At 25.7% G+C, this 20,419-nt stretch carries 19 protein-coding genes; 5 read left to right on the top strand and 14 right to left on the bottom strand.

Features of this window, described 5'->3' with window-relative positions; all coding sequences use genetic code 11:
• Positions 1–9 precede the first annotated feature (9 nt).
• Genes fabG through QZ321_RS01370 form a run of 5 tightly spaced genes read right to left on the bottom strand, consistent with a single transcriptional unit; the run spans position 10 to position 3,925 of the window.
• The gene (gene fabG / locus QZ321_RS01390; protein ID WP_291742855.1) at positions 10–753 is read right to left on the bottom strand and encodes a 3-oxoacyl-[acyl-carrier-protein] reductase; all 744 of its coding nucleotides are present in this window, start codon (positions 751–753) and stop codon (positions 10–12) included.
• Positions 747–1,697 carry an ACP S-malonyltransferase gene (gene fabD, locus QZ321_RS01385; RefSeq protein ID WP_291748814.1) on the bottom strand — a complete coding sequence of 317 codons (951 nt, stop codon included), beginning with the start codon at positions 1,695–1,697 and terminating at the stop codon, positions 747–749. Before fabD ends, fabG begins: the two co-directional genes overlap by 7 nt.
• A gap of 21 nt (positions 1,698–1,718) precedes the next feature.
• A complete protein-coding gene (gene fabK, locus QZ321_RS01380) occupies positions 1,719–2,645 on the bottom strand; it encodes an enoyl-[acyl-carrier-protein] reductase FabK (protein ID WP_291748817.1) in 927 nt (308 codons plus the stop codon).
• 16 nt (positions 2,646–2,661) lie between these two features.
• The gene (acpP, locus tag QZ321_RS01375) at positions 2,662–2,889 is read right to left on the bottom strand and encodes an acyl carrier protein (RefSeq protein ID WP_291748820.1); all 228 of its coding nucleotides are present in this window, start codon (positions 2,887–2,889) and stop codon (positions 2,662–2,664) included.
• A gap of 58 nt (positions 2,890–2,947) precedes the next feature.
• The gene (locus tag QZ321_RS01370; protein ID WP_291748872.1) at positions 2,948–3,925 is read right to left on the bottom strand and encodes a beta-ketoacyl-ACP synthase III; all 978 of its coding nucleotides are present in this window, start codon (positions 3,923–3,925) and stop codon (positions 2,948–2,950) included.
• 336 nt (positions 3,926–4,261) lie between these two features.
• Between QZ321_RS01370 and QZ321_RS01365 the strand changes: the two genes are divergently transcribed.
• Both QZ321_RS01365 and greA read left to right on the top strand, forming a co-directional pair.
• Positions 4,262–5,305 carry a nitronate monooxygenase family protein gene (locus tag QZ321_RS01365; RefSeq protein WP_291748823.1) on the top strand — a complete coding sequence of 348 codons (1,044 nt, stop codon included), beginning with the start codon at positions 4,262–4,264 and terminating at the stop codon, positions 5,303–5,305.
• 131 nt (positions 5,306–5,436) lie between these two features.
• Positions 5,437–5,901: a transcription elongation factor GreA gene (greA, locus tag QZ321_RS01360; RefSeq protein WP_291744325.1), complete on the top strand. Its 465-nt coding sequence runs from the start codon at positions 5,437–5,439 to the stop codon at positions 5,899–5,901.
• A 71-nt stretch (positions 5,902–5,972) separates the two neighbouring features.
• Here greA and QZ321_RS01355 read toward each other — a convergent pair whose 3' ends face one another.
• Genes QZ321_RS01355 through QZ321_RS01345 form a run of 3 tightly spaced genes read right to left on the bottom strand, consistent with a single transcriptional unit; the run spans position 5,973 to position 8,846 of the window.
• Positions 5,973–7,367 (bottom strand): MATE family efflux transporter, encoded by a 1,395-nt coding sequence (locus QZ321_RS01355; RefSeq protein ID WP_291748825.1) that lies wholly within the window; start codon positions 7,365–7,367, stop codon positions 5,973–5,975.
• A gap of 34 nt (positions 7,368–7,401) precedes the next feature.
• Positions 7,402–7,959, bottom strand: coding sequence for a hypothetical protein (locus tag QZ321_RS01350; RefSeq protein WP_291748827.1), 558 nt, complete (start codon positions 7,957–7,959; stop codon positions 7,402–7,404).
• Positions 7,960–8,012: 53 nt separating this feature from the next.
• Positions 8,013–8,846 carry an aldo/keto reductase gene (locus QZ321_RS01345; RefSeq protein WP_291748830.1) on the bottom strand — a complete coding sequence of 278 codons (834 nt, stop codon included), beginning with the start codon at positions 8,844–8,846 and terminating at the stop codon, positions 8,013–8,015.
• A gap of 214 nt (positions 8,847–9,060) precedes the next feature.
• Here QZ321_RS01345 and QZ321_RS01340 point away from each other — a divergent pair, with 214 nt between their 5' ends.
• Positions 9,061–9,510 carry a GNAT family N-acetyltransferase gene (locus QZ321_RS01340; protein WP_291748832.1) on the top strand — a complete coding sequence of 150 codons (450 nt, stop codon included), beginning with the start codon at positions 9,061–9,063 and terminating at the stop codon, positions 9,508–9,510.
• A 114-nt stretch (positions 9,511–9,624) separates the two neighbouring features.
• Here QZ321_RS01340 and QZ321_RS01335 read toward each other — a convergent pair whose 3' ends face one another.
• Positions 9,625–10,581, bottom strand: coding sequence for a M14 family metallocarboxypeptidase (locus QZ321_RS01335; protein ID WP_291748834.1), 957 nt, complete (start codon positions 10,579–10,581; stop codon positions 9,625–9,627).
• Between the two features lie 160 nt (positions 10,582–10,741).
• On the opposite strand from QZ321_RS01335, the gene QZ321_RS01330 reads away from it, so the two are divergent.
• A complete protein-coding gene (locus QZ321_RS01330; RefSeq protein WP_291748837.1) occupies positions 10,742–11,467 on the top strand; it encodes a gamma-glutamyl-gamma-aminobutyrate hydrolase family protein in 726 nt (241 codons plus the stop codon).
• A 70-nt stretch (positions 11,468–11,537) separates the two neighbouring features.
• Here the strand turns inward: QZ321_RS01330 and QZ321_RS01325 are convergent, their stop codons facing one another.
• Positions 11,538–11,777, bottom strand: a complete 240-nt coding sequence (locus QZ321_RS01325; RefSeq protein WP_291748839.1) for a hypothetical protein — start codon at positions 11,775–11,777, stop codon at positions 11,538–11,540.
• A gap of 207 nt (positions 11,778–11,984) precedes the next feature.
• On the opposite strand from QZ321_RS01325, the gene QZ321_RS01320 reads away from it, so the two are divergent.
• Positions 11,985–12,605: a hypothetical protein gene (locus QZ321_RS01320; protein WP_291748842.1), complete on the top strand. Its 621-nt coding sequence runs from the start codon at positions 11,985–11,987 to the stop codon at positions 12,603–12,605.
• Between the two features lie 72 nt (positions 12,606–12,677).
• Here the strand turns inward: QZ321_RS01320 and hydF are convergent, their stop codons facing one another.
• From hydF to metH, 4 genes are all read right to left on the bottom strand, one after another.
• The gene (gene hydF, locus QZ321_RS01315) at positions 12,678–13,880 is read right to left on the bottom strand and encodes a [FeFe] hydrogenase H-cluster maturation GTPase HydF (protein WP_291748845.1); all 1,203 of its coding nucleotides are present in this window, start codon (positions 13,878–13,880) and stop codon (positions 12,678–12,680) included.
• A 9-nt stretch (positions 13,881–13,889) separates the two neighbouring features.
• The gene (gene hydG / locus QZ321_RS01310) at positions 13,890–15,305 is read right to left on the bottom strand and encodes a [FeFe] hydrogenase H-cluster radical SAM maturase HydG (protein WP_291748875.1); all 1,416 of its coding nucleotides are present in this window, start codon (positions 15,303–15,305) and stop codon (positions 13,890–13,892) included.
• Positions 15,306–15,358: 53 nt separating this feature from the next.
• Complete coding sequence (hydE, locus tag QZ321_RS01305; RefSeq protein ID WP_291748848.1) at positions 15,359–16,399, bottom strand: [FeFe] hydrogenase H-cluster radical SAM maturase HydE; 1,041 nt, start codon at positions 16,397–16,399, stop codon at positions 15,359–15,361.
• Between the two features lie 333 nt (positions 16,400–16,732).
• A complete protein-coding gene (gene metH, locus QZ321_RS01300) occupies positions 16,733–20,392 on the bottom strand; it encodes a methionine synthase (protein ID WP_291748850.1) in 3,660 nt (1,219 codons plus the stop codon).
• Positions 20,393–20,419: the final 27 nt, after the last annotated feature.

Genomic DNA, 20,419 nt, shown 5'->3' with positions numbered 1-20,419 from the left:
TAATCCCTCCTATGCCATTACCATTCCACCATCAACATTTATTACTTGACCTGTAATATAATCTGATAAATTTGATGATAAAAATAATACTAAGTTAGCAACTTCTTTAGGTTCACCTATTCTTTTCATAGGTATGCTCTTAATTACTTCTTCTTTAATCTTATCTGGTAAATTTTTAGTCATATCAGTATTTATATATCCAGGAGCTATTACATTAACATTTATATTTCTCGACGAAAGTTCTCTTGCTACCGACTTAGAAAATCCAATAACTCCAGCTTTAGAAGCTGCATAATTACATTGTCCTGAATTACCAGCTATACCAACTACAGAAGAAATATTAATTATTTTTCCGCATTTTTGTCTAACCATAATAGAAGAAACAAATTTAGTAGTATTAAAAGTTCCTTTTAAATTAACATCTAAAACATCATCAAAATCTTCTTCTTTCATTCTAAGGATTAATCCATCTTTAGTTATTCCAGCATTATTCACTAAAACATCTATTGTTTTAAAATGGCTTTTAACTTCCTTTACAAAATTATCAACATCATCACTAACACTTACATCACATTTTATTGCTAAAACATCTACACCAAAACTTTTAATTTCATTGATTAAAGCTTCTAATTCACTATTAAAATTTCTATAATTAATAGCTATATTAGCTCCATTTTTAGCTAAAGTTAATGCGATTTCTCTTCCAATGCCTCTTGTAGCTCCAGTTATTATTACATTTTTATCTTTTAACATATAGATTCAATCCCTTCTATCATCTTATTAAGTGATTTTAAATCTTCCACATTAAATATTTTTACATTAATATTTTTTTCTCTGCTTATTTCACGAACAAAACTACTTAAAGTTTTTAAAGGACCTATTTCAATAAATGTATCTATACCTTCATTAATCATTTTTTCAATAGTTTCACTCCATCTTACAGGAGATTTAACTTGAGTTACTAATAAATCTTTTATTTCACATTTATCTTTAATAAAATCTGCTGTAACATTTGTTATTATTTTTGTTTTAGGATCATTAAAATTTATATCCTTTAGTTCATTTCTTAATTTTATAGATGCTTCATTTAATAATGAAGTATGAAATGGCCCAGATACTTTTAAAGGAATAACTCTCCTTGCTCCATTCTCCTTAAGTAACTTACTAGCAAACTCAACAGCTGTATTTTCTCCACCTATTACTATTTGATTGTTTGTATTATAATTAGCTATTTCTACTATTCCTTTTTCACTAGCTAATTTTAATATTTCTTTAATTTTTTCCTTATTAAGTCCAATTACTGCAAGCATTGATCCAAAACCATTAGGAACTGCTTCTTGCATAAATTGCCCCCTTTTTTTCACTAAAGAAACTGCAGTTTCAAAATCTAAAGCTTCACTAGAAACTAATGCTGAATATTCTCCTAAACTTAATCCTGCAACTATATCTGGATTAATACCTTTATCACTTATAGCTTGAAGAATTGCGATAGATGTAGTTAATATTGCAGGCTGGGTATTTTCAGTTATATCCAATTCGTTTTTAGATCCATTAAATATTAATTCTTTCAAATCAAATCCCAAAGCTTTATTTGCTTTATCATATATCTTTTTACAGCTAGGAATATTTTCATACAATTCCTTTCCCATACCTATATATTGGGAACCTTGACCTGAGAAAATAAATGCTACTTTCATATTGCCTCCGTTAACCTATAATTATAGATTTTTCTTTATTTCTTCATATTTATTAAACATTTCTTCTATTATTTCCTTAGAGGTTTGAACTTTTTTTAACATTCCAGATATTTGACCTGCCATTAATGATCCATTTTCAATATCACCATCTACTACCGCTTTTTTCAAAGCTCCTCTACCTAGTTCCTCTAATTTATCAAAACTAACATTATTCTTTTCTAATTTTAAATATTCTTTTGCAAGTTTATTTTTTAATACTTGAACGGGGTGTCCTGTACATCTGCCAGTAACTACAGTATCTATATCCTTTGATTTTATTACAGCATTTTTATAATTATCATGTATTTGACACTCTTCCGATACTAAAAATCTAGTTCCAACTTGAATACCACTTGCTCCAAGTGCAAATGCAGCTGCAATTCCTCTTCCATCAGCTATCCCACCAGCTCCTATAACAGGAATATTTACAGCATCAACTACTTGAGGTAATAATACCATTGTAGTCAATTTACCAATATGACCTCCAGCTTCACACCCTTCAGCTATAACAGCATCAGCTCCACAACGTTCCATTCTTTTAGCTAAAGCAACAGATGCCACAACTGGAATAACAATTATACCAGCTTGTTTCCATCTCTCCATAAATTTACCCGGATTTCCAGCACCAGTAGTTATTACCTTAACTCCTTCTTCAATTGCAATATCAGCCAATTCATCTGCATTATCAGACAAAAGCATTATGTTAAGCCCGAAAGGTTTATCGGTAAGCTTTTTAGTTTCTTTTATTTCATTTCTTATATAGCTAGCAGGAGCATTAGCTCCTGCTATAATTCCTAATCCTCCAGCGTTAGAAACCGCTGCAGCAAGTTTACTATCAGAAACCCAAGCCATTCCACCTTGAAAAATAGGATACTTTATACCTAAAATATTACATATATCCTTTTTCATATATTTACCTCCAAAACTACTTTACTGTTGCTTTTTCAATAAAATTTACGGCATCTGAAACTGTTTTTATATTTTCAACATCTTCAACCTTTACATCAAAAGCATCTTCAAGTTCCATTATTACTTGAAATAAATCTAATGAGTCAGCTTCTAAGTCTTCTATAAATCTTGTTTCTAACTTAATATCCTCTTCATTAACACCTAATTGATCAACTATTATTTCCTTAATTTTTTCAAATATCATTTTTATTTCCTCCTAAATATTAACCTTTTAATTTATAATTTAATAATTATTAATACTTCTAAAATTCAAGCAATACTCCAGCCCAAGTTAAACCACCACCAAAAGCAACCAAAATAATTTTATCACCTTTGGTAATTAGCTTTTTATTTATAGCCTCACTTAAAGCTATAGGTACACTAGCTGACGAAGTATTTCCGTAAGACTCTAAATTAATATAAAATTTATTTTTATCTATATTTAATTTTTTAGCAGCATCTTCTATTATTCTACTATTTGCCTGATGTGGAATAATATATTTAATGTTTGCTATATCTTCTCCAGAATTATTTAGCAATTTATTTACTACCGTAGGAATTATTGATATAGCAAATTTAAAAACTTCTTTACCATCCATTTGTATATATTTTTCTCTAGTTAAATTTCCATTTGTAAATGGTGTATTAATTGGAAACTGATTAGCCATTAATGCTTTAGTACCTGTTTTTCCATCAGAACCAAAATAAGTACTTATTATTTTACTATTATCTGTACTTATTTCTAAAATAGCAGCACCAGCACCATCTCCAAATAATACGCAAGTATTTCTATCATTCCAATTAACTATTCTTGAAAGAACTTCACTACCAATAACTAAAGCCTTACTACCTTCTCCACCTTTTATTAATGAATTAGCAATTATTGTTGCATATAAAAATCCTGAACAAGCAGCAGTTACATCAAAAGCAGTAGCATTATTACATCCTAATAGATTTTGAACACTACATGCAGTAGATGGCATAATCCTATCTGGTGAAGTTGTAGCAACTATTATTAAATCAATATCTTTTGGTTTACAATTTGCCATATTCATAGCATTGATTGATGCTTTAACAGCTAAATCTACTGTAGACTCACCTTTTGAAATTTTTCTTTCATATATTCCAGTTCTTTTAACTATCCATTCATGTGACGTATCAACCAAAGTTGATAATTTATCATTACTAACAGTATTTTCTGGACAATAATGTCCAACTCCTACTATTTTTACCATACTAATTTTAACACCCTTGTTTTTTAAATATAATTATTTGATAATCAAATAATATTATTAAAAAATATGAAATATTAAAAATTAATATTTCCCATTAATAATATAAAATAAATAAAATAATTTCTAATGTAATTAATTTATAAAGTTATAAATTAATTTAATCACTAACCCCACTTATACTTTATCACCACCCAAAATAATTTGATCATCAAACAATTTAATAATAATACTATATCAAAATTTTGTCAACACCTTTTTCCATATTGACAAAATTTTGATATCTATATTATACTTTAAATTATATTTTGATTATCAAAATATTTGTTTTGAAAGGAGAATGTTATGGAATTAAAAATAGGAAATTTAATAGCAAAAATACCAATTATACAAGGAGGCATGGGAGTTGGTGTTTCACTTTCAAATTTAGCTGGAAATGTTGCAAAATATGGAGCAATAGGTGTAATTTCTGCAGCACATCCTGGTTATCTTGAAAATGACTTTGAAATTAATACATTACAAGCAAATTTAAGAGCATTAAAAAAACATATAAAAAAAGCAAAACAAATAAGTAATAATGGAATAATCGGTGTAAATATAATGGTAGCAATGAAAAATTACAAAGAGCTCGTTCAAGCTAGTATTGAGGGAGGAGCTGATTTAATAATATCTGGTGCTGGATTACCACTAAAGTTACCTCAATATACCCAAAATAGTGAAATTAAAATAATACCAATTGTTTCATCATCAAAAGCTGTAAAATTAATATTATCTTATTGGAAAAAGCACTATAATAAAATTGCTGACGGTATTATTATAGAAGGACCAGAAGCTGGAGGACATTTAGGTTTTAAAGATAATAATATAGAAAATGATATAAATGAATTTGAAACCAATGTTAACAATATATTAGAAACAATTAAAGAGTTTGAAAAAGAATACAATAAAAAAATACCTGTAATTGTTGCAGGTGGTGTTTTTGATTCTGACGATATAAAAAAATATATTAACCTAGGAGCTAATGCTGTTCAAATTGGTACTAGGTTTGTTGCAACAGTTGAATGTGATGCTAATATAAAATTTAAAGAAGCATATTTAAACTGTCATAAAAATGATATTAAAATAGTTAAAAGTCCAGTTGGTATGCCAGGAAGAGCAATAAGTAATAAATTTTTAAATAAAATTAATAATGATAATAACAAGATAACTAAATGTTATAATTGTTTGATTCCATGCAATCCATCTACTACCCCTTATTGTATAAGTGAAGCCTTAATAAATGCAGCACGAGGTGATATTGATAATGGATTGATATTTTGTGGCTCTAATGCGTATAAAATTAATAAAATAATTTCTGTTAAAGAACTATTAGATGAATTAACTAAATAAAATAAAAAAGCAAGTATGTATTTAAAAATAGTATACTTGCTTTTTTATTTTATATGTAAAAGTCACCTTTATTTTTAATCGATAAGTACTTATAATATTATCATAATATATTATAGGGAGATTTTTATTTTATGAACAAAATACTAACAGAATCTAATATTAAAAAATTACAAGAAGAATTAGATTACAGGATGACTGTAAAAAGAGCTGAAATAGCTAAAGAAAAATTAATTGCAGCAGCACATGGAGATAGATCAGAAAATGCAGAATATAAAGCTGCTTGTGAAGAATATAGAGAAAATGATAATAGAATTCAATATTTACTAACACTTATAACTACTGCTACAGTTATAGAAGATGAAAATATCGATAAAAACATTTTAGGTATAAATACCAAGGCTAAAATTGAGTTTATTGATGATGGTTTTGAAGATATTGTTACACTAGTAACAACTCTAGATGCAAAGCCAGAAGAAATGTTAATAAGTATTGAATCAGGACTTGGAAAAGCATTAGCAGGTAAAAAGGTTGGCGATATTGTTGAGGTGGAAGCCCCTGGAGAAAATTATTCTGTAAAAATTTTAGAAATCCTTTAATCTAATAAAACTATACTAATTCTTTTTCTTTTACTAAAAAAACACCTATTAAAATAGGTGTTTTTTTAATTTTAAGCTTTTATTTTATTTTGTTTTATTATAGGATCAGAAATTTCTTTCATTGCTTTTTTAAACTGTATTGAAAATAATATTGCAGTAGTAGAAACAGCTAAAAAATCTGCTATAGGTTCTGCCATAAATACTGCTGTTGTTTTATCCTCCATAAACATTGGAATAATATAAATTAAAGGTATTAGTAATATTATTTTTCTTAATAAGGCTAAAAATAATGATGCTTTTGCATTACCTAATGCAATAAAAGATTGTTGGCATGCAATTTGTATTCCAAATACACAAGAAACAGCCATATATATTCTAAGTGCATGACTCGTAAAAGAAACTAAAGATGGATCATTATTAAAAATTAATACAAATGTTTTTGGCGTTATCATTGCTAATGCCCATAATATAAATGAATATGTTATACAAGAAATAAGTAATATTTTAAATGCTTTTTTTACACGTTTTGGATTTTTAGCACCATAATTATAACTTATTATTGGCTGGCCACCTTGAGTTAATCCTGTAAGTGGAAGCATTGAAAATTGCATTACACTTGTAAGAATTGTCATTGCACCTACTGCAATATCTCCTCCATATTTTAATAACGAAGAATTAAAACATACTGCAATTAAGCTTTCCGTGGCTTGCATTATAAATGGTGATAATCCTAATACAATTGATGGCATAATAATTTCTTTTGATAAAATAAAGTTTCTTCTTTTTAGCTTTAAAGTTGATTTTTTACCTGTTAAAAAGAATAATATCCAAATCATAGAAAACGATTGAGATATTATCGTAGCTAAAGCTGCTCCTGATACACCCATATTAAATCCAAATATAAATATAGGATCAAGAATTATATTGCTTATAGCTCCTATTAAAACTGTAAGCATACTAACAGTAGCAAAACCTTGAGCACTTATAAATGCATTAAGTCCAAGAGTTAATTGGACAAATATAGTACCTAAACTATATATTTTCATATAACTTACTGCATATTCTATTGTATTTTCACTTGCTCCAAATAATAATAGTAAGTCTTTTGAAAAGAAAAAGAATATTATTGTAATAGTAAGCGATAATATTATTAATAATGAAAATGAATTTCCTAACGTTTTTTCTGCATTATCATGCTCACCTTTTCCTAAAAAAATTGAAGCCCTTGGAGCAGCTCCCATACTTACAAGTGCAGCAAATGCAGAAATAAGCATAATAAGTGGTAAACACACTCCAACTCCAGTAAGGGCTAGTTTACCTACTTTATTTATATGTCCAATATACATACGGTCTACTAAATTATATAGTAAATTGATAATTTGTGCTGCAATTGCAGGAACAGATAATTTTAAAAGTAATTTTCCTACACCACAACTTCCTAACTCTTCTGTCTGATTTTGTTTCATTATACTATTCTCCTTCTAATAAAAATTATGATAACTATAATTCATTATTATTTTCATCAAAATATTTTACTTCTAAGCGGATTCCAGAACTATCCTCTGGATTTAGATTTTCTTTTATTAAAACCATAGATGCTTTTCCAACTTCTAAGTTAGTACTGTATTTGTAAGCATCATTTATTGTAATTTCAACTCTAGAAACTTTTTTTCCATTAGATATTATAATATAACCATACTTAGCATTTGTTATATCATTATAGTTTTTATAAATTATTCTATAATTTGATATACCTAAATCATTTGGATCTATGTCCAATTTATTTATTTGATTTAATAAATAATTTCCATTACTATCTTTTTCATAAACAAAAACACCTTGTGTAGTATTGCTTGAAAATCCTACTATCTTTGAGTCATCAACATAAATTTCATCTATAATATAAGAGCTATATTCATCAACTATACTTCCTAACTCCTCTTTATTAATACTTATTAAATCTTCATGACTTTTAGTTAAATAAATATTTTCCTCTGCACATCCAATAGAAAACAAATTTAATAAAATAACTAAAACTAATAATATTATTTTATCCAAATTTTACCTCCTTATTTTATATTAATTTAACATTATTTAAAAAAATTAAAATATTAAAACTTAAGATATGTTGTATTTTTAGGCACTCCGCTTACTGATATATTATCACCTTCATTTAATGAATCAATAATATCAATATCGTTATCAGAAATCTCAAAATCAAAAATATTAAAATTTTCTTTTATTCTTTCTTCATTTGATGATTTTGGTATAGGAATTACTCCTTTTTGAACATGCCATCTTAATATTATTTGAGCTATTGTTCTTTTATATTTTTCAGATAACTTTAACATCAATTCGTTTGAAAATAATCTTCCCCTCATTATAGGACTCCATGCAACAAGTTGAATATTGTTTTCTTCACAATATCTTAACATATCATTTTTAGAGCTTTGGGGATGCATTTCAACTTGATTTACCATAGGAAGTATTTCAGCAGTTTTTTTAAGTTCTTCTAAATGTCCAATTTTAAAATTACAAACTCCAATAGATTTTACTTTACCCATCTTATAAAGATATTCAAAAGCTTTCCATGTTTCTGAATTTAATTCATTTGGCCAATGTATAAGATATAAATCTATATAATCTACTTGTAATTTTTCTAAAGATTCATTAAAAGATTTTATAGTATTATTAAATCCATGATTGTCATTCCAAAGCTTTGTAACAATAAAAATATCTTCTCTCTTTACTTTACTTTCTTTTATTCCATTTCCAATACCAATTTCATTACCATAAAAAGAAGCTGTATCAATTTGTCTATATCCAATATTTAAAGCATATTTTATAATTTTAGAAGTTTCTTCATCATTTCCTGATTTATATGTTCCAAATCCAATAGAAGGCATTTTAATTCCATTTCTTAATATCCTAAAATTTTCACTCATAGTATAATCTACTCCTTAATATATACTAACTTTTTCATATTTTTTCTCAATAAAATTTATATAAAATCATATTTTGTCTATATATTACTATAATTTAGAAATAACTTCAATAATTAAGAAAGCTATTTATAATATATAAATAAAATTATATTCCAAATACTATTTAAAATATAATATAATAGATTAATATAAATAATATATAAGGAGGAATAAAATGAAATTTATTTTTCGAAAGGCAGTTTTAAAAGATAAATATTGTATTGAAAAACTATATATTGAAATGTTACAAACTATATATCAAAAAAAAGATGTGACTGGTTACGAAAATGATTATTTAAATAAATTTTTTAATAATTCAAAAAATCGTATTTATGTTGTTGAAACAAACGGTAAAGTTATTGCATTTATTTCTATTGAAGAATACAATGAACACTTATCATATTTATACATTGATGATTTTAGTGTAAGTAAAAATTATAGAGGACTTGGTATTGGTACAGAGTTAATAAAAATTGTAGAGCGATATGCCAAAAATAATAATATATCAGAAATACGCCTTCATGTAGAAAAATCTAATATTCGTGCATATAAACTTTATTTAAGAATGAAATTTAAGTCTGATAAATTAGAAGAAAGTCGTATAAGAATGAAAAAGGAACTATAATAAATTAATAAAATATAACCATCAAATATTTTTATAATTATTATTTTTAATGGTTATATTTCATAATTATTTTAAAACTTTATAAAAATAACATTTTCATTAAATTAACTTAAGTTATTCTAACATATACGCAATAGCTGCTAATACATTACAATTAGCATTCCAAATAGATTTAAATTCTGAGTTTTTTAAAGGACAATTTCCAATACCAACTTCAATAGTTATACTAGGAATTGGGTTGTTAGATTTAGAAGAAGCCCAATCTTTAAATCCACCTGGAACAACTTCTTCATATTCACTGTCACTTTTTTCTTTTTCATATCCTGTTACATATGAAATAATATCTGCTAGCTTACTACTTTCATTTTTAACCAAGCTATCTCTATAATCCCAATAAATCAAATTTCCTGATGAATGATAACTAATTGTATAAGCAAAATTATATTTATTGACTAAATTAACAAGAGCTTTAGTTTCAGGTTCAGAATTACAACTTACCCCTTTATAATTTTGAAAAGAAGGCTTTTTTCTTTGATTTATTTCATCCCATCCAGCATCAAAATTTCTATTTAAATCAACCCCTCTAGCATTTGCCTTCCACTTTTTTAAATAATTTTTAAACCTGTCACAAGTATGTCTAGAATTTAAATCATTGTAATAACATTCATAAATGATATTCCTTAAATTTTCACTTTGTATAGTATTTATACCTAATTGACTTATTGTAATTCCATCTGGATTAGCCATTGGAATTAGATGAAATGTAACAGAATCGAATAAATCCTTATAATTAACATTGCAATACTCTCCGCTTTCATAATTATTTAAATAATATTCTATTTGTTTAATAATTAATAATGATGTTAAATACTCTCTTCCATGAATTCCCGCATGTACTAATACATGATTCTTATTATTAATTTTTCCTAATATTATTTCATAAATATCCCTATTATCAAGAGATTTACCAATACTATTTATAATAATATCATTCTTATAAATTTGTTTTAACTCTTGTAAATCTTGAGTCATTTTATCATAAGTATAAGTTGATTTTAGTATATCTATCATTTAACATTACCCTTATAAATTCTTACAATACATCTTATAAATTATCTTAAATTTAGTTCTTATATATAAAATAATATTTTTATTTTACTTTCAAAAGTTTAAACCATTTAATTTTTTTCATATAATATATAGTGAGAATTTATTTCAAGGAGGGGATAAAATGAAAAAGCCACTTATTGCTATAGCAGGTGGAATAGTTAAAGATTTTAGGATAGAATTTGCTGGTGAATATTTCACTAAAATAAATAATAATTATCCTAAATCAATTATAGATGCTGGTGGAATTCCTATTATTCTACCATTAATAAAAGATATAGAGATTTTAACTAATCTATTATCTATATGTAACGGATTATTACTTCCCGGCGGAATTGATATTAATCCATTATCATATAAAGAACTTCCAAAGCCTCTTTTAGGTGATTGTAACGATTTACTCGATTGGTATAACATTAACTTAACCCAAAAAGCCCTTGAATTAAATATGCCTATATTAGGAATATGCAGAGGATGTCAAATTATTAATGTTGCTTTGGGTGGAACATTACATCAAGATATCTCATATGCTACTGATTCACCATTGCTCCATAAACAAAAAAGCCATCTTTCTGAAAAATGCCATCCTATTTATATAAAAAGAAATAGCATTATATATGAAATATTTGGAGATAACTATATTGTAAATAGTGGCCATCATCAATCTATAAAAGAAATGCCACAAGATTTAAAAATAACTTCTATATCTCCTGATGGAATTATTGAATCTATTGAAATGATCAATAAACCATTTGTAATTGGAGTGCAATGGCATCCTGAAATGATGACCTCTTATGATGAAAAAGCACTAAATTTATTTAAAAAATTCATTTATTATTGTAGATATTAAAAAAGTTTAGACCTAAAATAAATATAAGCTAAAAATTATTTTAGGTCTAAACTTTTTAATTTAACAATTTTTAAGAATTCTTTTTTACTTTATCTATTCTATTTAAAGCAGTTATTACTAATGCAGAAATTATTACTAACCATATCATAAAATTAGTTGCACCTAAAAAATCATTTCTTTGCTCCATATAATTAACAAATGTTTCAACTTCTTTATTTGTAAAAATCAGTTCAGTTTTAAATACGATATGATATGCAAATAAAATAAAAATTCCATATAATAATGGTTTAATCATTATTATTCTTTTCATATATCCCCCATATTTAATTATTATAAAATAATTTATGTATTTAATTTTAATTATATGTTTATATAATAAATAAAATATATATCTATAAAGCTAAACTTTTTTAATAATTAAATAATATACTTAATATAATTTTATAATGGTTAATTTTAATAAATATTTTTATAAATTTCTTCATATAAATCAATAAAAGCATTTGGAGGAATTTTTATGCCCAATATATCTACTCATATTAATTTTATACGGATTTTAATAAATAAACATTTTAATGATTTTGATATTAATTTTTTAACATTAGGTAGTATTGCACCTAATTATTATGTTATTTTCAATGATATTAATAAAGAGTGCCTTTCTCATTTTAAAAATAATATAAATGATAAATGTGATTTAAATAAATTTAATTTAAATATATTTAATTTAAATTTAAATTATCTTGAAAAATCATTTGCAACTGGATATTATATTCATCTTTGGTTAGATAATTATTTTGATGAAAATATGAAAAAGGCCTTTTTCAAAAATTGCAATCTTAAATCGTTTAAATCAGTTATATTAAATGAAAATATAAAAAATTATGATGTAAAACAATTATTAGAGTTTATAACTAAAATAAATATAGAAAATCAAGCATTTAATGATTTTCTTCCAATAAACATAAACAAATCAATAAGTATATTTAATGACTTTAAATATAAATGTTTAAATAAAAATTTCAATATAAAATACCCAATAATTCTAAATGAACATGACTATAACACTTTTCTTAATAATTGTTTAGATATATTTTTAAGTGAAACTATTAATAAAAATATAATAAAAACATTATAATAAAAAATATAAAAATAAATAATAAGATTGCCTAATGTAATTATAGCAATCTTATTATTTATTTTTATTTTATTATATTATATTATTATCTCTAAATACCTCTAAACTTCTATCAAGTATTCCACTTAAAAAAGCTAATACTATTCCATAATTTGTAATAGCAACATCTTCATTTTTACAAAAATCAATCCTATTTAATATTGTTTTTCTATTAATCATACATCCACCACAATGTATAATTAAATCATAATCTTTTATATCTAAGGGAAAGTCATATCCAACTATAAAATCATATTTAAGCTCTGCACCTACATAGTTATTTAAAAGTTTTGGTATCTTTACTCTGCCTATATCTTCATGCGAAACATTATGACTACAACTTTCGGCTATTAAAATTTTAGATTCTTTATTTAATGACTTTATTTTTTTTGCACCATTAACAAATGAAGTTAAATTACCTTTGTGATTAGCAAAAAGTATGGAAAAACCAGTTAAGTTAATACTATTAGGCACTATTTTATCAATCTTTTTAAAAGCTTGAGAATCTGTAATTACTAAATCTATATCTTTAATATCCTCTAAAGCAGAAGCTAATTCTGTATCCCTAACAATATATGTTTTAATTCCATTATCTAAACAATCTCTTATACATTGAACCTGTGGAAGTATTAATCGCCCCTTTGGTGCTTCTGAATCTATAGGAACTACTAACACAACTTTACCACCATAAGGAACTAAATTTCCTATTATAGATGGTTCACTTTCAAAACTTTGTAGCTTATTAATTATAGTATTTTTCAACTTATCTATTCCTTCTAAAGTATAAGTTGAAATTAAAATTGCATCTTTATATTTTTCCTTAATGTCTTTTAATTTATCTTTTTCTATAGTGTCTATCTTATTTATAACTAATAAGTGTGGTATATTATATTTTTTAAACTCTAATTTAATTTTTTCATAATCACTACTATCTATCTTATTTATATCAATTACAAATAAAGCAAAATCAGTTCTCTTCATAATATCCATAGTCTTTTTCATTCTAGATTGTCCTAGCTCCGTTGTATCATCAAGACCAGCTGTGTCTATAAATAAAACTGGTCCTACTGGAATAAGTTCCATGGCTTTTGAAACTGGATCTGTAGTAGTTCCAGAAATATTAGATACAACAGCAACATCTTGTCCACAAATACTGTTGATTAATGATGATTTTCCTACATTTGTTTTTCCAAATATAGATATGTGCTTTCTATTAGCATTTGGTGTAATATTCATTTAGTCCCCCTAAATATAAATGTCTCTCTGACCAGATTTTAATTTAATTATTCCATCATTAATAAATTTCTTCATAGCATCATTTTTTATATTTTTAGTTTCTTTAATTATTAAACTTTCTACTTTTTTGCAAGTATTTTCATCACCATAATCTAAAGCATATTCCATTAAAGTCATTAATGCATTTGGCTCACACATATTTTGAATTTCACCTGTTTTTGCAAGCCCCATAAATGTTTCACCAGTTCTTCCCTTCCTATAACATGCTGTACAATAGCTAGGTATATATCCTTCATCTAATAACCAATTTAAAACTTCCATTGGAGTTCTTTCATCTGATGTTTTAAATTGCTCAACACTTTTTCCCTCATCTCTTCTTTTATATCCACCTACTCCGGTTGAAGAACCTGAACTTACTTGAGTTACTCCAAATTTAAGGGCATCTCTTCTCATTTTTTCATCTTCTCTTGTAGACATAATTATCCCTGTATAAGGAACAGCAATCCTAATTATAGCAACTATCCTTTTAAACATTTCATCACTTAAAATATTAGGAAAATTATCCAAGCTAACACCTTCAGCTTCTTTAAGCCTTGGAACTGATATAGTATGAAATCCAACCCCAAATTCCTTTTCAAGATGTTCATTATGCATCATTAATGATAAAACTTCAAATTTTGGATCTGATAAACCAAATAATACTCCACCACCAACATCTTCAATTCCAGCTTTCATAGCTCTATCAAAAGCATTTAAATGATACTCATAATTAGATTTTAAAGACTTTGGATGCATTATATCATAAGTTGGTTTATGATATGTTTCTTGAAATAAAATATAAGTACCTATATTTGCATTTTTAAGCTTTTCATAATTTTCAATTGTAGTTGCAGCAATATTTACATTAATTCTTCTTATATTTCCATTTTCATTTTGAGTTTTATAAATTGTATCTAAACTTTCTAATACATAATCTATTGGTGCATTCACCGGATCTTCGCCAAGCTCTAAAGCTAATCTTTTATGTCCCATTTTTTCTAATATTTTAACTTCTTCTCTTATTTCACTTTGAGTTAACTTTCTTCTTTTAAAACTATTACATCTTTTATATCCACAATAAACACAATTATTAACACAATAATCACTAATATATAAAGGAGCAAATAAAACTACTCTTTTACCATATATAGATTTTTTTATTTCTCCAGCAACCTTAAACATTTCATTTTCTAATTCTTTATCTTCTAATTGAAGTAATGCGGCAATATCTTTATGAGATATACCCTTTTTTTCCTTTGCCTTTTCTAAAATATTTAATATTTCTTCTTTAGTTGCTCTTTTACCTTCCTCTAATAATTCATATATTTCTTCATGATTAATATTCATAAATTCTCTACACTTCCTCTTTAATTTATTTAAATAAATATTATTAAATTAAATAATATTAATTTTATTATCAAAAACTTATTTTATATAATTTAAACTAAACTATCTCCACGTGTAATTTCTAAATTAAAACCTGCTGCATTAATTCTTCTTTCAATGCATATTCTGCATTCTGCTGCTTCATCACCAGTACATATTTTACCATCATATAATGAATACTTATCCCTAACATTAATAGGAGAAAGATTTGGCATTACAACATTTCCACCAGCCTTAAGTCCTTTTTCTCTTCCTAGTGGATCTATACTTCCAAGTGCTGTTGTTGATGGAAGTAAAATTTTTGGAAACATTAGTCTAACTAAAGCTAACATAGTTATAGTTTTTTCTAAAGTTCCACCTTGCTTCTTACCAAGAGGAGTATCCTTATGTGGAATAAATGGACCAATTCCACACATATGTGGATTTAATTCTTTTAAAAACATTAAATCTTCAACTAAGTTATAATTACTTTGATTAGGTAAACCAACCATGAATCCAGCCCCTACTTGGTATCCTATTTCTTTTAAATTTTTAAGACATTGCATCCTATTTTCAAAACTTCCTTTTGGATGCAATGATTCATACAAATGTTTATTAGCAGTTTCATGTCTTAATAAATATCTATCAGCACCTGCTTTAAACATTTTTTCGTAAGATTTGTAAGAACGTTCACCTAAAGATAAAGTTATTGCATTATTAGGATACTTTTCTTTTATATTCTTTATAATATCCACCATTATATCATCAGTAAAGTATGGATCTTCTCCTCCTTGCAATACATATGTTTTATATCCTAATTTATCTCCTAACTTTACACATTCTAAAATATCTTCCTTAGTAAGCCTGTACCTATCAACTTTTAAATTAGACTTTCTTATACCACAATACTTACAATCTCTTACACAATAATTTGTAAATTCAATAAGTCCTCTTATATAAACATTATTTCCATAGTTTTTTATAGCAATTTCATGAGATTTTTTTATTAAATACTTTTTATCTTCACTAGATAAATTCTCTAAAAGAAATAAAATTTCTTCTCTTGAAGCATTAGTTGTATTATATAGCTTGTCTATAATATCTATTACTTTCATTAAAATCTCCCTTTTAACAATAAACGCATTTATTTAATATTACTATTTATTCAAAGTAAAAATTTATATAGATTATCAAAATTTAATTTTAAAATACAAAAAGCTAGCTTTCAAAAAGAAAGCTAGCTAAATAAAATATATAACCTTTATATACTTTAAGTTAATTTATTAATTACTTTCTTTAAGATCATAATTAATTTTTTCTTAATATCCTAACAACAAAAATTTACTTTAAATTTAATTCCTGTAAATAAAATATAAAATAATCATATATCTATTTGAAATAATTGTCAATAATTTCTTAAATTATCTAACTAAGAATACTTATATATTTTATTTATATGCTAATATATTTGGTAAAAATTTTTCTAATTTCTCTTTAGTAATACCACATCTTTCTGCATAATCTTCAGCTTGATCTTTATCTATTAAATTAGAATTAAAATATCTTGAATCTTCAGAAGCAAAATACAATCCACATATTGAAGCTGCTGGATTCATCATATAACTTTCAGTTAATTTTATTCCTGTTATATTTTCACCATCTAAGATATCAAATAATTTTTTTATTTGACTTTGATCAATAAGTGATGGATATCCAAAAGCTGGTCGTATTCCTCTATATTTTCCTTTAAATATATCTTTAATACTTAAATTTTCATCCTGTGCATATCCCCAATAAATTTTTCTTATATCCTCATGTAATTTTTCAGAAAATGCTTCAGCTAATCTATCACAAACAAGTTTTAAAAGAATTGAGCTATAATTATCCCCCTCTTCTTCTAACTTCTTTGCATATTCATTAGCTCCAATCCCTGTTGTTATAATAAAGCCACCAATATAATCTTCCTTGTGTAAGTTCTTAGGTGCAATAAAATCAGATAAACATAAATATTCACCACAACTTTTACTTCTTTGTTCCCTAAAGAGATTAAAAGTAGTTAATAAACTATTATCTTCATTATAAATTTCAATATTATCTCCAATGGAATTTGCTTTAAAAATTCCAAAAACACCTTTTAAATTTATAATATTATTTTCCGCTATAAAATTTAACATTTTATTAGCATCATTAAATATCCTTTTAGCTTCCTCTCCATAATTAGAATCTTCTAAAATATCCGGATATAATTTCTTCATTTCCCATGCTACAAAGAAAAAAGTCCAATCAATATATGGTACTAAATCAGATATCTTATAATCAGTTATTTCTTTTATTCCAATAAAATTAGGCTTGAAAATATTTCTAGTATTCCAATCTATTTTAAAGTTTTTATTTCTAGCTTCTTTTAATGTTATCATTTTCTTTTCATATTTATTATAATTATTTCTTATATTTTGATATTCTAATTTAATAGACTTTATATATTCATCTTTATCCTCACTTAAAAGCTTTTTACATATTTCAACTGTTTTTGAAGCATCAGAACCATAAATAATTACTCCACTATAATTAGGAGCTATTTTTAATGCAGTATGAGGCTTTGATGTTGCAGCACCACCAACTATTATTGGTATATTTATATTCCTTTTTTCCATTTCAATTGCTACATGAGACATTTCATCTAAAGATGGTGTAATAAGTCCACTTAATCCAATCACATCAACATCTTCTTTAATAGCAGTTTCTATTATATCTTCACATGAAACCATTACTCCTAAATCTACTATTTCAAAATTATTACAAGCAAGAACTACACTAACAATATTTTTACCAATATCATGTACATCACCTTTTACTGTTGCTAAAAGTATCTTGCCTGCTTTAGATTTTTTACCTTTTTCTTTTTCACTTTCTATATAAGGTAATAAAAAAGATACAGCTTTTTTCATAACTCTTGCCGATTTAACTACTTGAGGCAAAAACATTTTTCCACTACCAAATAAGTCTCCAACTTTAGTCATGCCATCCATTAATGGCTTTTCTATAATATTAAGTACCTTAGGATATTTATTAATAGCCTCTTTTAAATCCTCTTCAATATATTCAGTTATTCCTTTAACTAGTGAATAGCTTAACCTACTATCTAAATTATATTTTCTCCACTCATTTTTATTATTTTTAGTTATAATAGTTCCATTTTTATAATATTCTGCTTTATCTAATAATCTTTCAGCTGCATCCTTACGCCTATTTAAAACTAAATCTTCAATTAATTCCAATAAGTCCTTCGGAATATCATCATAAATTTGTATCATTCCTGGATTTAAAATCCCCATATCCATACCTGCATTAATAGCATGATATAAAAATACAGAATGCATAGCTTCTCTTATAATATTATTTCCTCTAAACGAAAATGATAAATTTGAAATTCCACCCGAAACTTTAGCGTATGGAAGATTTTCTTTTATCCACTTAGTAGCATTTATAAAATCAATAGCATAATTGTCATGTTCTTCAATTCCAGTTCCAATTGCTAAAATATTAGGATCAAATATAATATCTTGTGGAGGAAAATTTAATTTATTAACTAATAAATCATATGCTCTAGAACATATTTCTTTTTTTCTTTCAAATGTATCTGCCTGTCCTTTTTCATCAAAAGCCATAACAACTACTGCAGCTCCAAAATCTTTAATAATCTTAGCATGATTTAAAAATTCTATTTCTCCATTTTTTAAAGAAATAGAATTCACGATTGGTTTTCCTTGAATACTTTTAAGTCCTGTTTCAATAACATCCCATCTAGAAGAATCTATCATTATAGGCTTAGAAGATATCTCTGGATCAGATGCTAATAATTTTAAAAAATGCTCCATTTCTTTGCAACTATCTAATAATCCATCATCAAAATTAATATCTATTATTTGAGCTCCATTTTCAACTTGTTCTTTTGCTATATACAAAGCTTCTTCATATTTTTTCTCTCTAATAAGCCTTGCAAATTTAGCGGAACCAGATACATTAGTTCTTTCCCCTATATTTATAAAATTATTTTCTTTATTACTTATTACTACTTCAAGACCACAATAAGTACTTTCTTTTTTAATTTTAGGAATCTCTCTTGGTTTTAATCCATCTATAGCATCAACTATTGCCTTTATATGGCTTGCAGTAGTACCACAACATCCGCCAACTATATTCACTTTTCTTTCTTTAGCTAACTCTTTTATAAATTCAGCTGTTATGCTTGGTAACTCATCATATTCACCTAAAATATTAGGTAGTCCCGCATTTGGATAAACTGATATAAACATATCTTGAGTATTAGCTAGTTCTTTTATAAAAGATACTATATCTTTGCCACCAAAAGAGCAATTAAGTCCTATAGAAATAACATTTTCATTTTTAACAGATTCTGCAAAAGCATCAAGTTTTTGACCAGATAAAAGCCTTCCTGATTTATCAGTTAAAGTTCCAGAAATCATTATAGGAAGAGTTATGCCCTTAATTTCATAAACATTATTAGCTGCAATTATAGCTGCCCTACAATTTAAAGAATCAAAAACTGTTTCTATTAATATACAATCTACTCCACCATCAATAAGAGCTGATATTTGCTCACTATAACATTTTACAAGCTCATCAAAAGTTATTTCTCTATATGCAGGATTTTCTACGTCCACAGATACTGATAACGTCTTATTAGTAGGTCCTACAGAACCAGCTACAAACCTTGGTTTATTTGGATTTTTAAAAGTGAATTCATCAGCAATTTCTCTAGCAATTTTTGCTGAGGTATAATTTAAATCATACACTAAATTAACTAATCCGTAATCTGATTGTGAAATACTATTAGAGTTAAATGTATTTGTTTCAATCATATCTGATCCAACTTCTAAAAACCTCCTATGTATTTCTTTTATAACTTCAGGTTTTGTTATAGATAATAAATCATTATTTCCCTTTTGTTCTTTATCAAAATTTTTAAGAAGTTTTCCTCTATAATCTTCTTCACTTAACTTAAAATTTTGTATACTAGTTCCCATAGCTCCATCTAAAACTAAAATTTTATTTTTTAAAACATCAATTAAATTATATTTCCTCATTTATCCTCCAATTTACCTTATAAAATT

The organism is uncultured Clostridium sp. (genome assembly GCF_910588715.1).
Classification (GTDB): Bacteria; Bacillota; Clostridia; order Clostridiales; family Clostridiaceae; genus Clostridium.
This window is presented reverse-complemented; position numbering and strand designations above follow the sequence as displayed.

Bases quoted from the DNA above. Each gene is read 5' to 3' on its own strand.
- fabG (WP_291742855.1), bottom strand. From the start codon at position 753: ATGTTAAAAGATAAAAATGTAATAATAACTGGAGCTACAAGAGGCATT.
- fabD (WP_291748814.1), bottom strand. From the start codon at position 1,697: ATGAAAGTAGCATTTATTTTCTCAGGTCAAGGTTCCCAATATATAGGT.
- fabK (WP_291748817.1), bottom strand. From the start codon at position 2,645: ATGAAAAAGGATATATGTAATATTTTAGGTATAAAGTATCCTATTTTT.
- acpP (WP_291748820.1), bottom strand. From the start codon at position 2,889: ATGATATTTGAAAAAATTAAGGAAATAATAGTTGATCAATTAGGTGTT.
- QZ321_RS01365 (WP_291748823.1), top strand. From the start codon at position 4,262: ATGGAATTAAAAATAGGAAATTTAATAGCAAAAATACCAATTATACAA.
- greA (WP_291744325.1), top strand. From the start codon at position 5,437: ATGAACAAAATACTAACAGAATCTAATATTAAAAAATTACAAGAAGAA.
- QZ321_RS01355 (WP_291748825.1), bottom strand. From the start codon at position 7,367: ATGAAACAAAATCAGACAGAAGAGTTAGGAAGTTGTGGTGTAGGAAAA.
- QZ321_RS01345 (WP_291748830.1), bottom strand. From the start codon at position 8,846: ATGAGTGAAAATTTTAGGATATTAAGAAATGGAATTAAAATGCCTTCT.
- QZ321_RS01340 (WP_291748832.1), top strand. From the start codon at position 9,061: ATGAAATTTATTTTTCGAAAGGCAGTTTTAAAAGATAAATATTGTATT.
- QZ321_RS01335 (WP_291748834.1), bottom strand. From the start codon at position 10,581: ATGATAGATATACTAAAATCAACTTATACTTATGATAAAATGACTCAA.
- QZ321_RS01330 (WP_291748837.1), top strand. From the start codon at position 10,742: ATGAAAAAGCCACTTATTGCTATAGCAGGTGGAATAGTTAAAGATTTT.
- QZ321_RS01325 (WP_291748839.1), bottom strand. From the start codon at position 11,777: ATGAAAAGAATAATAATGATTAAACCATTATTATATGGAATTTTTATT.
- QZ321_RS01320 (WP_291748842.1), top strand. From the start codon at position 11,985: ATGCCCAATATATCTACTCATATTAATTTTATACGGATTTTAATAAAT.
- hydF (WP_291748845.1), bottom strand. From the start codon at position 13,880: ATGAATATTACACCAAATGCTAATAGAAAGCACATATCTATATTTGGA.
- hydE (WP_291748848.1), bottom strand. From the start codon at position 16,399: ATGAAAGTAATAGATATTATAGACAAGCTATATAATACAACTAATGCT.
- metH (WP_291748850.1), bottom strand. From the start codon at position 20,392: ATGAGGAAATATAATTTAATTGATGTTTTAAAAAATAAAATTTTAGTT.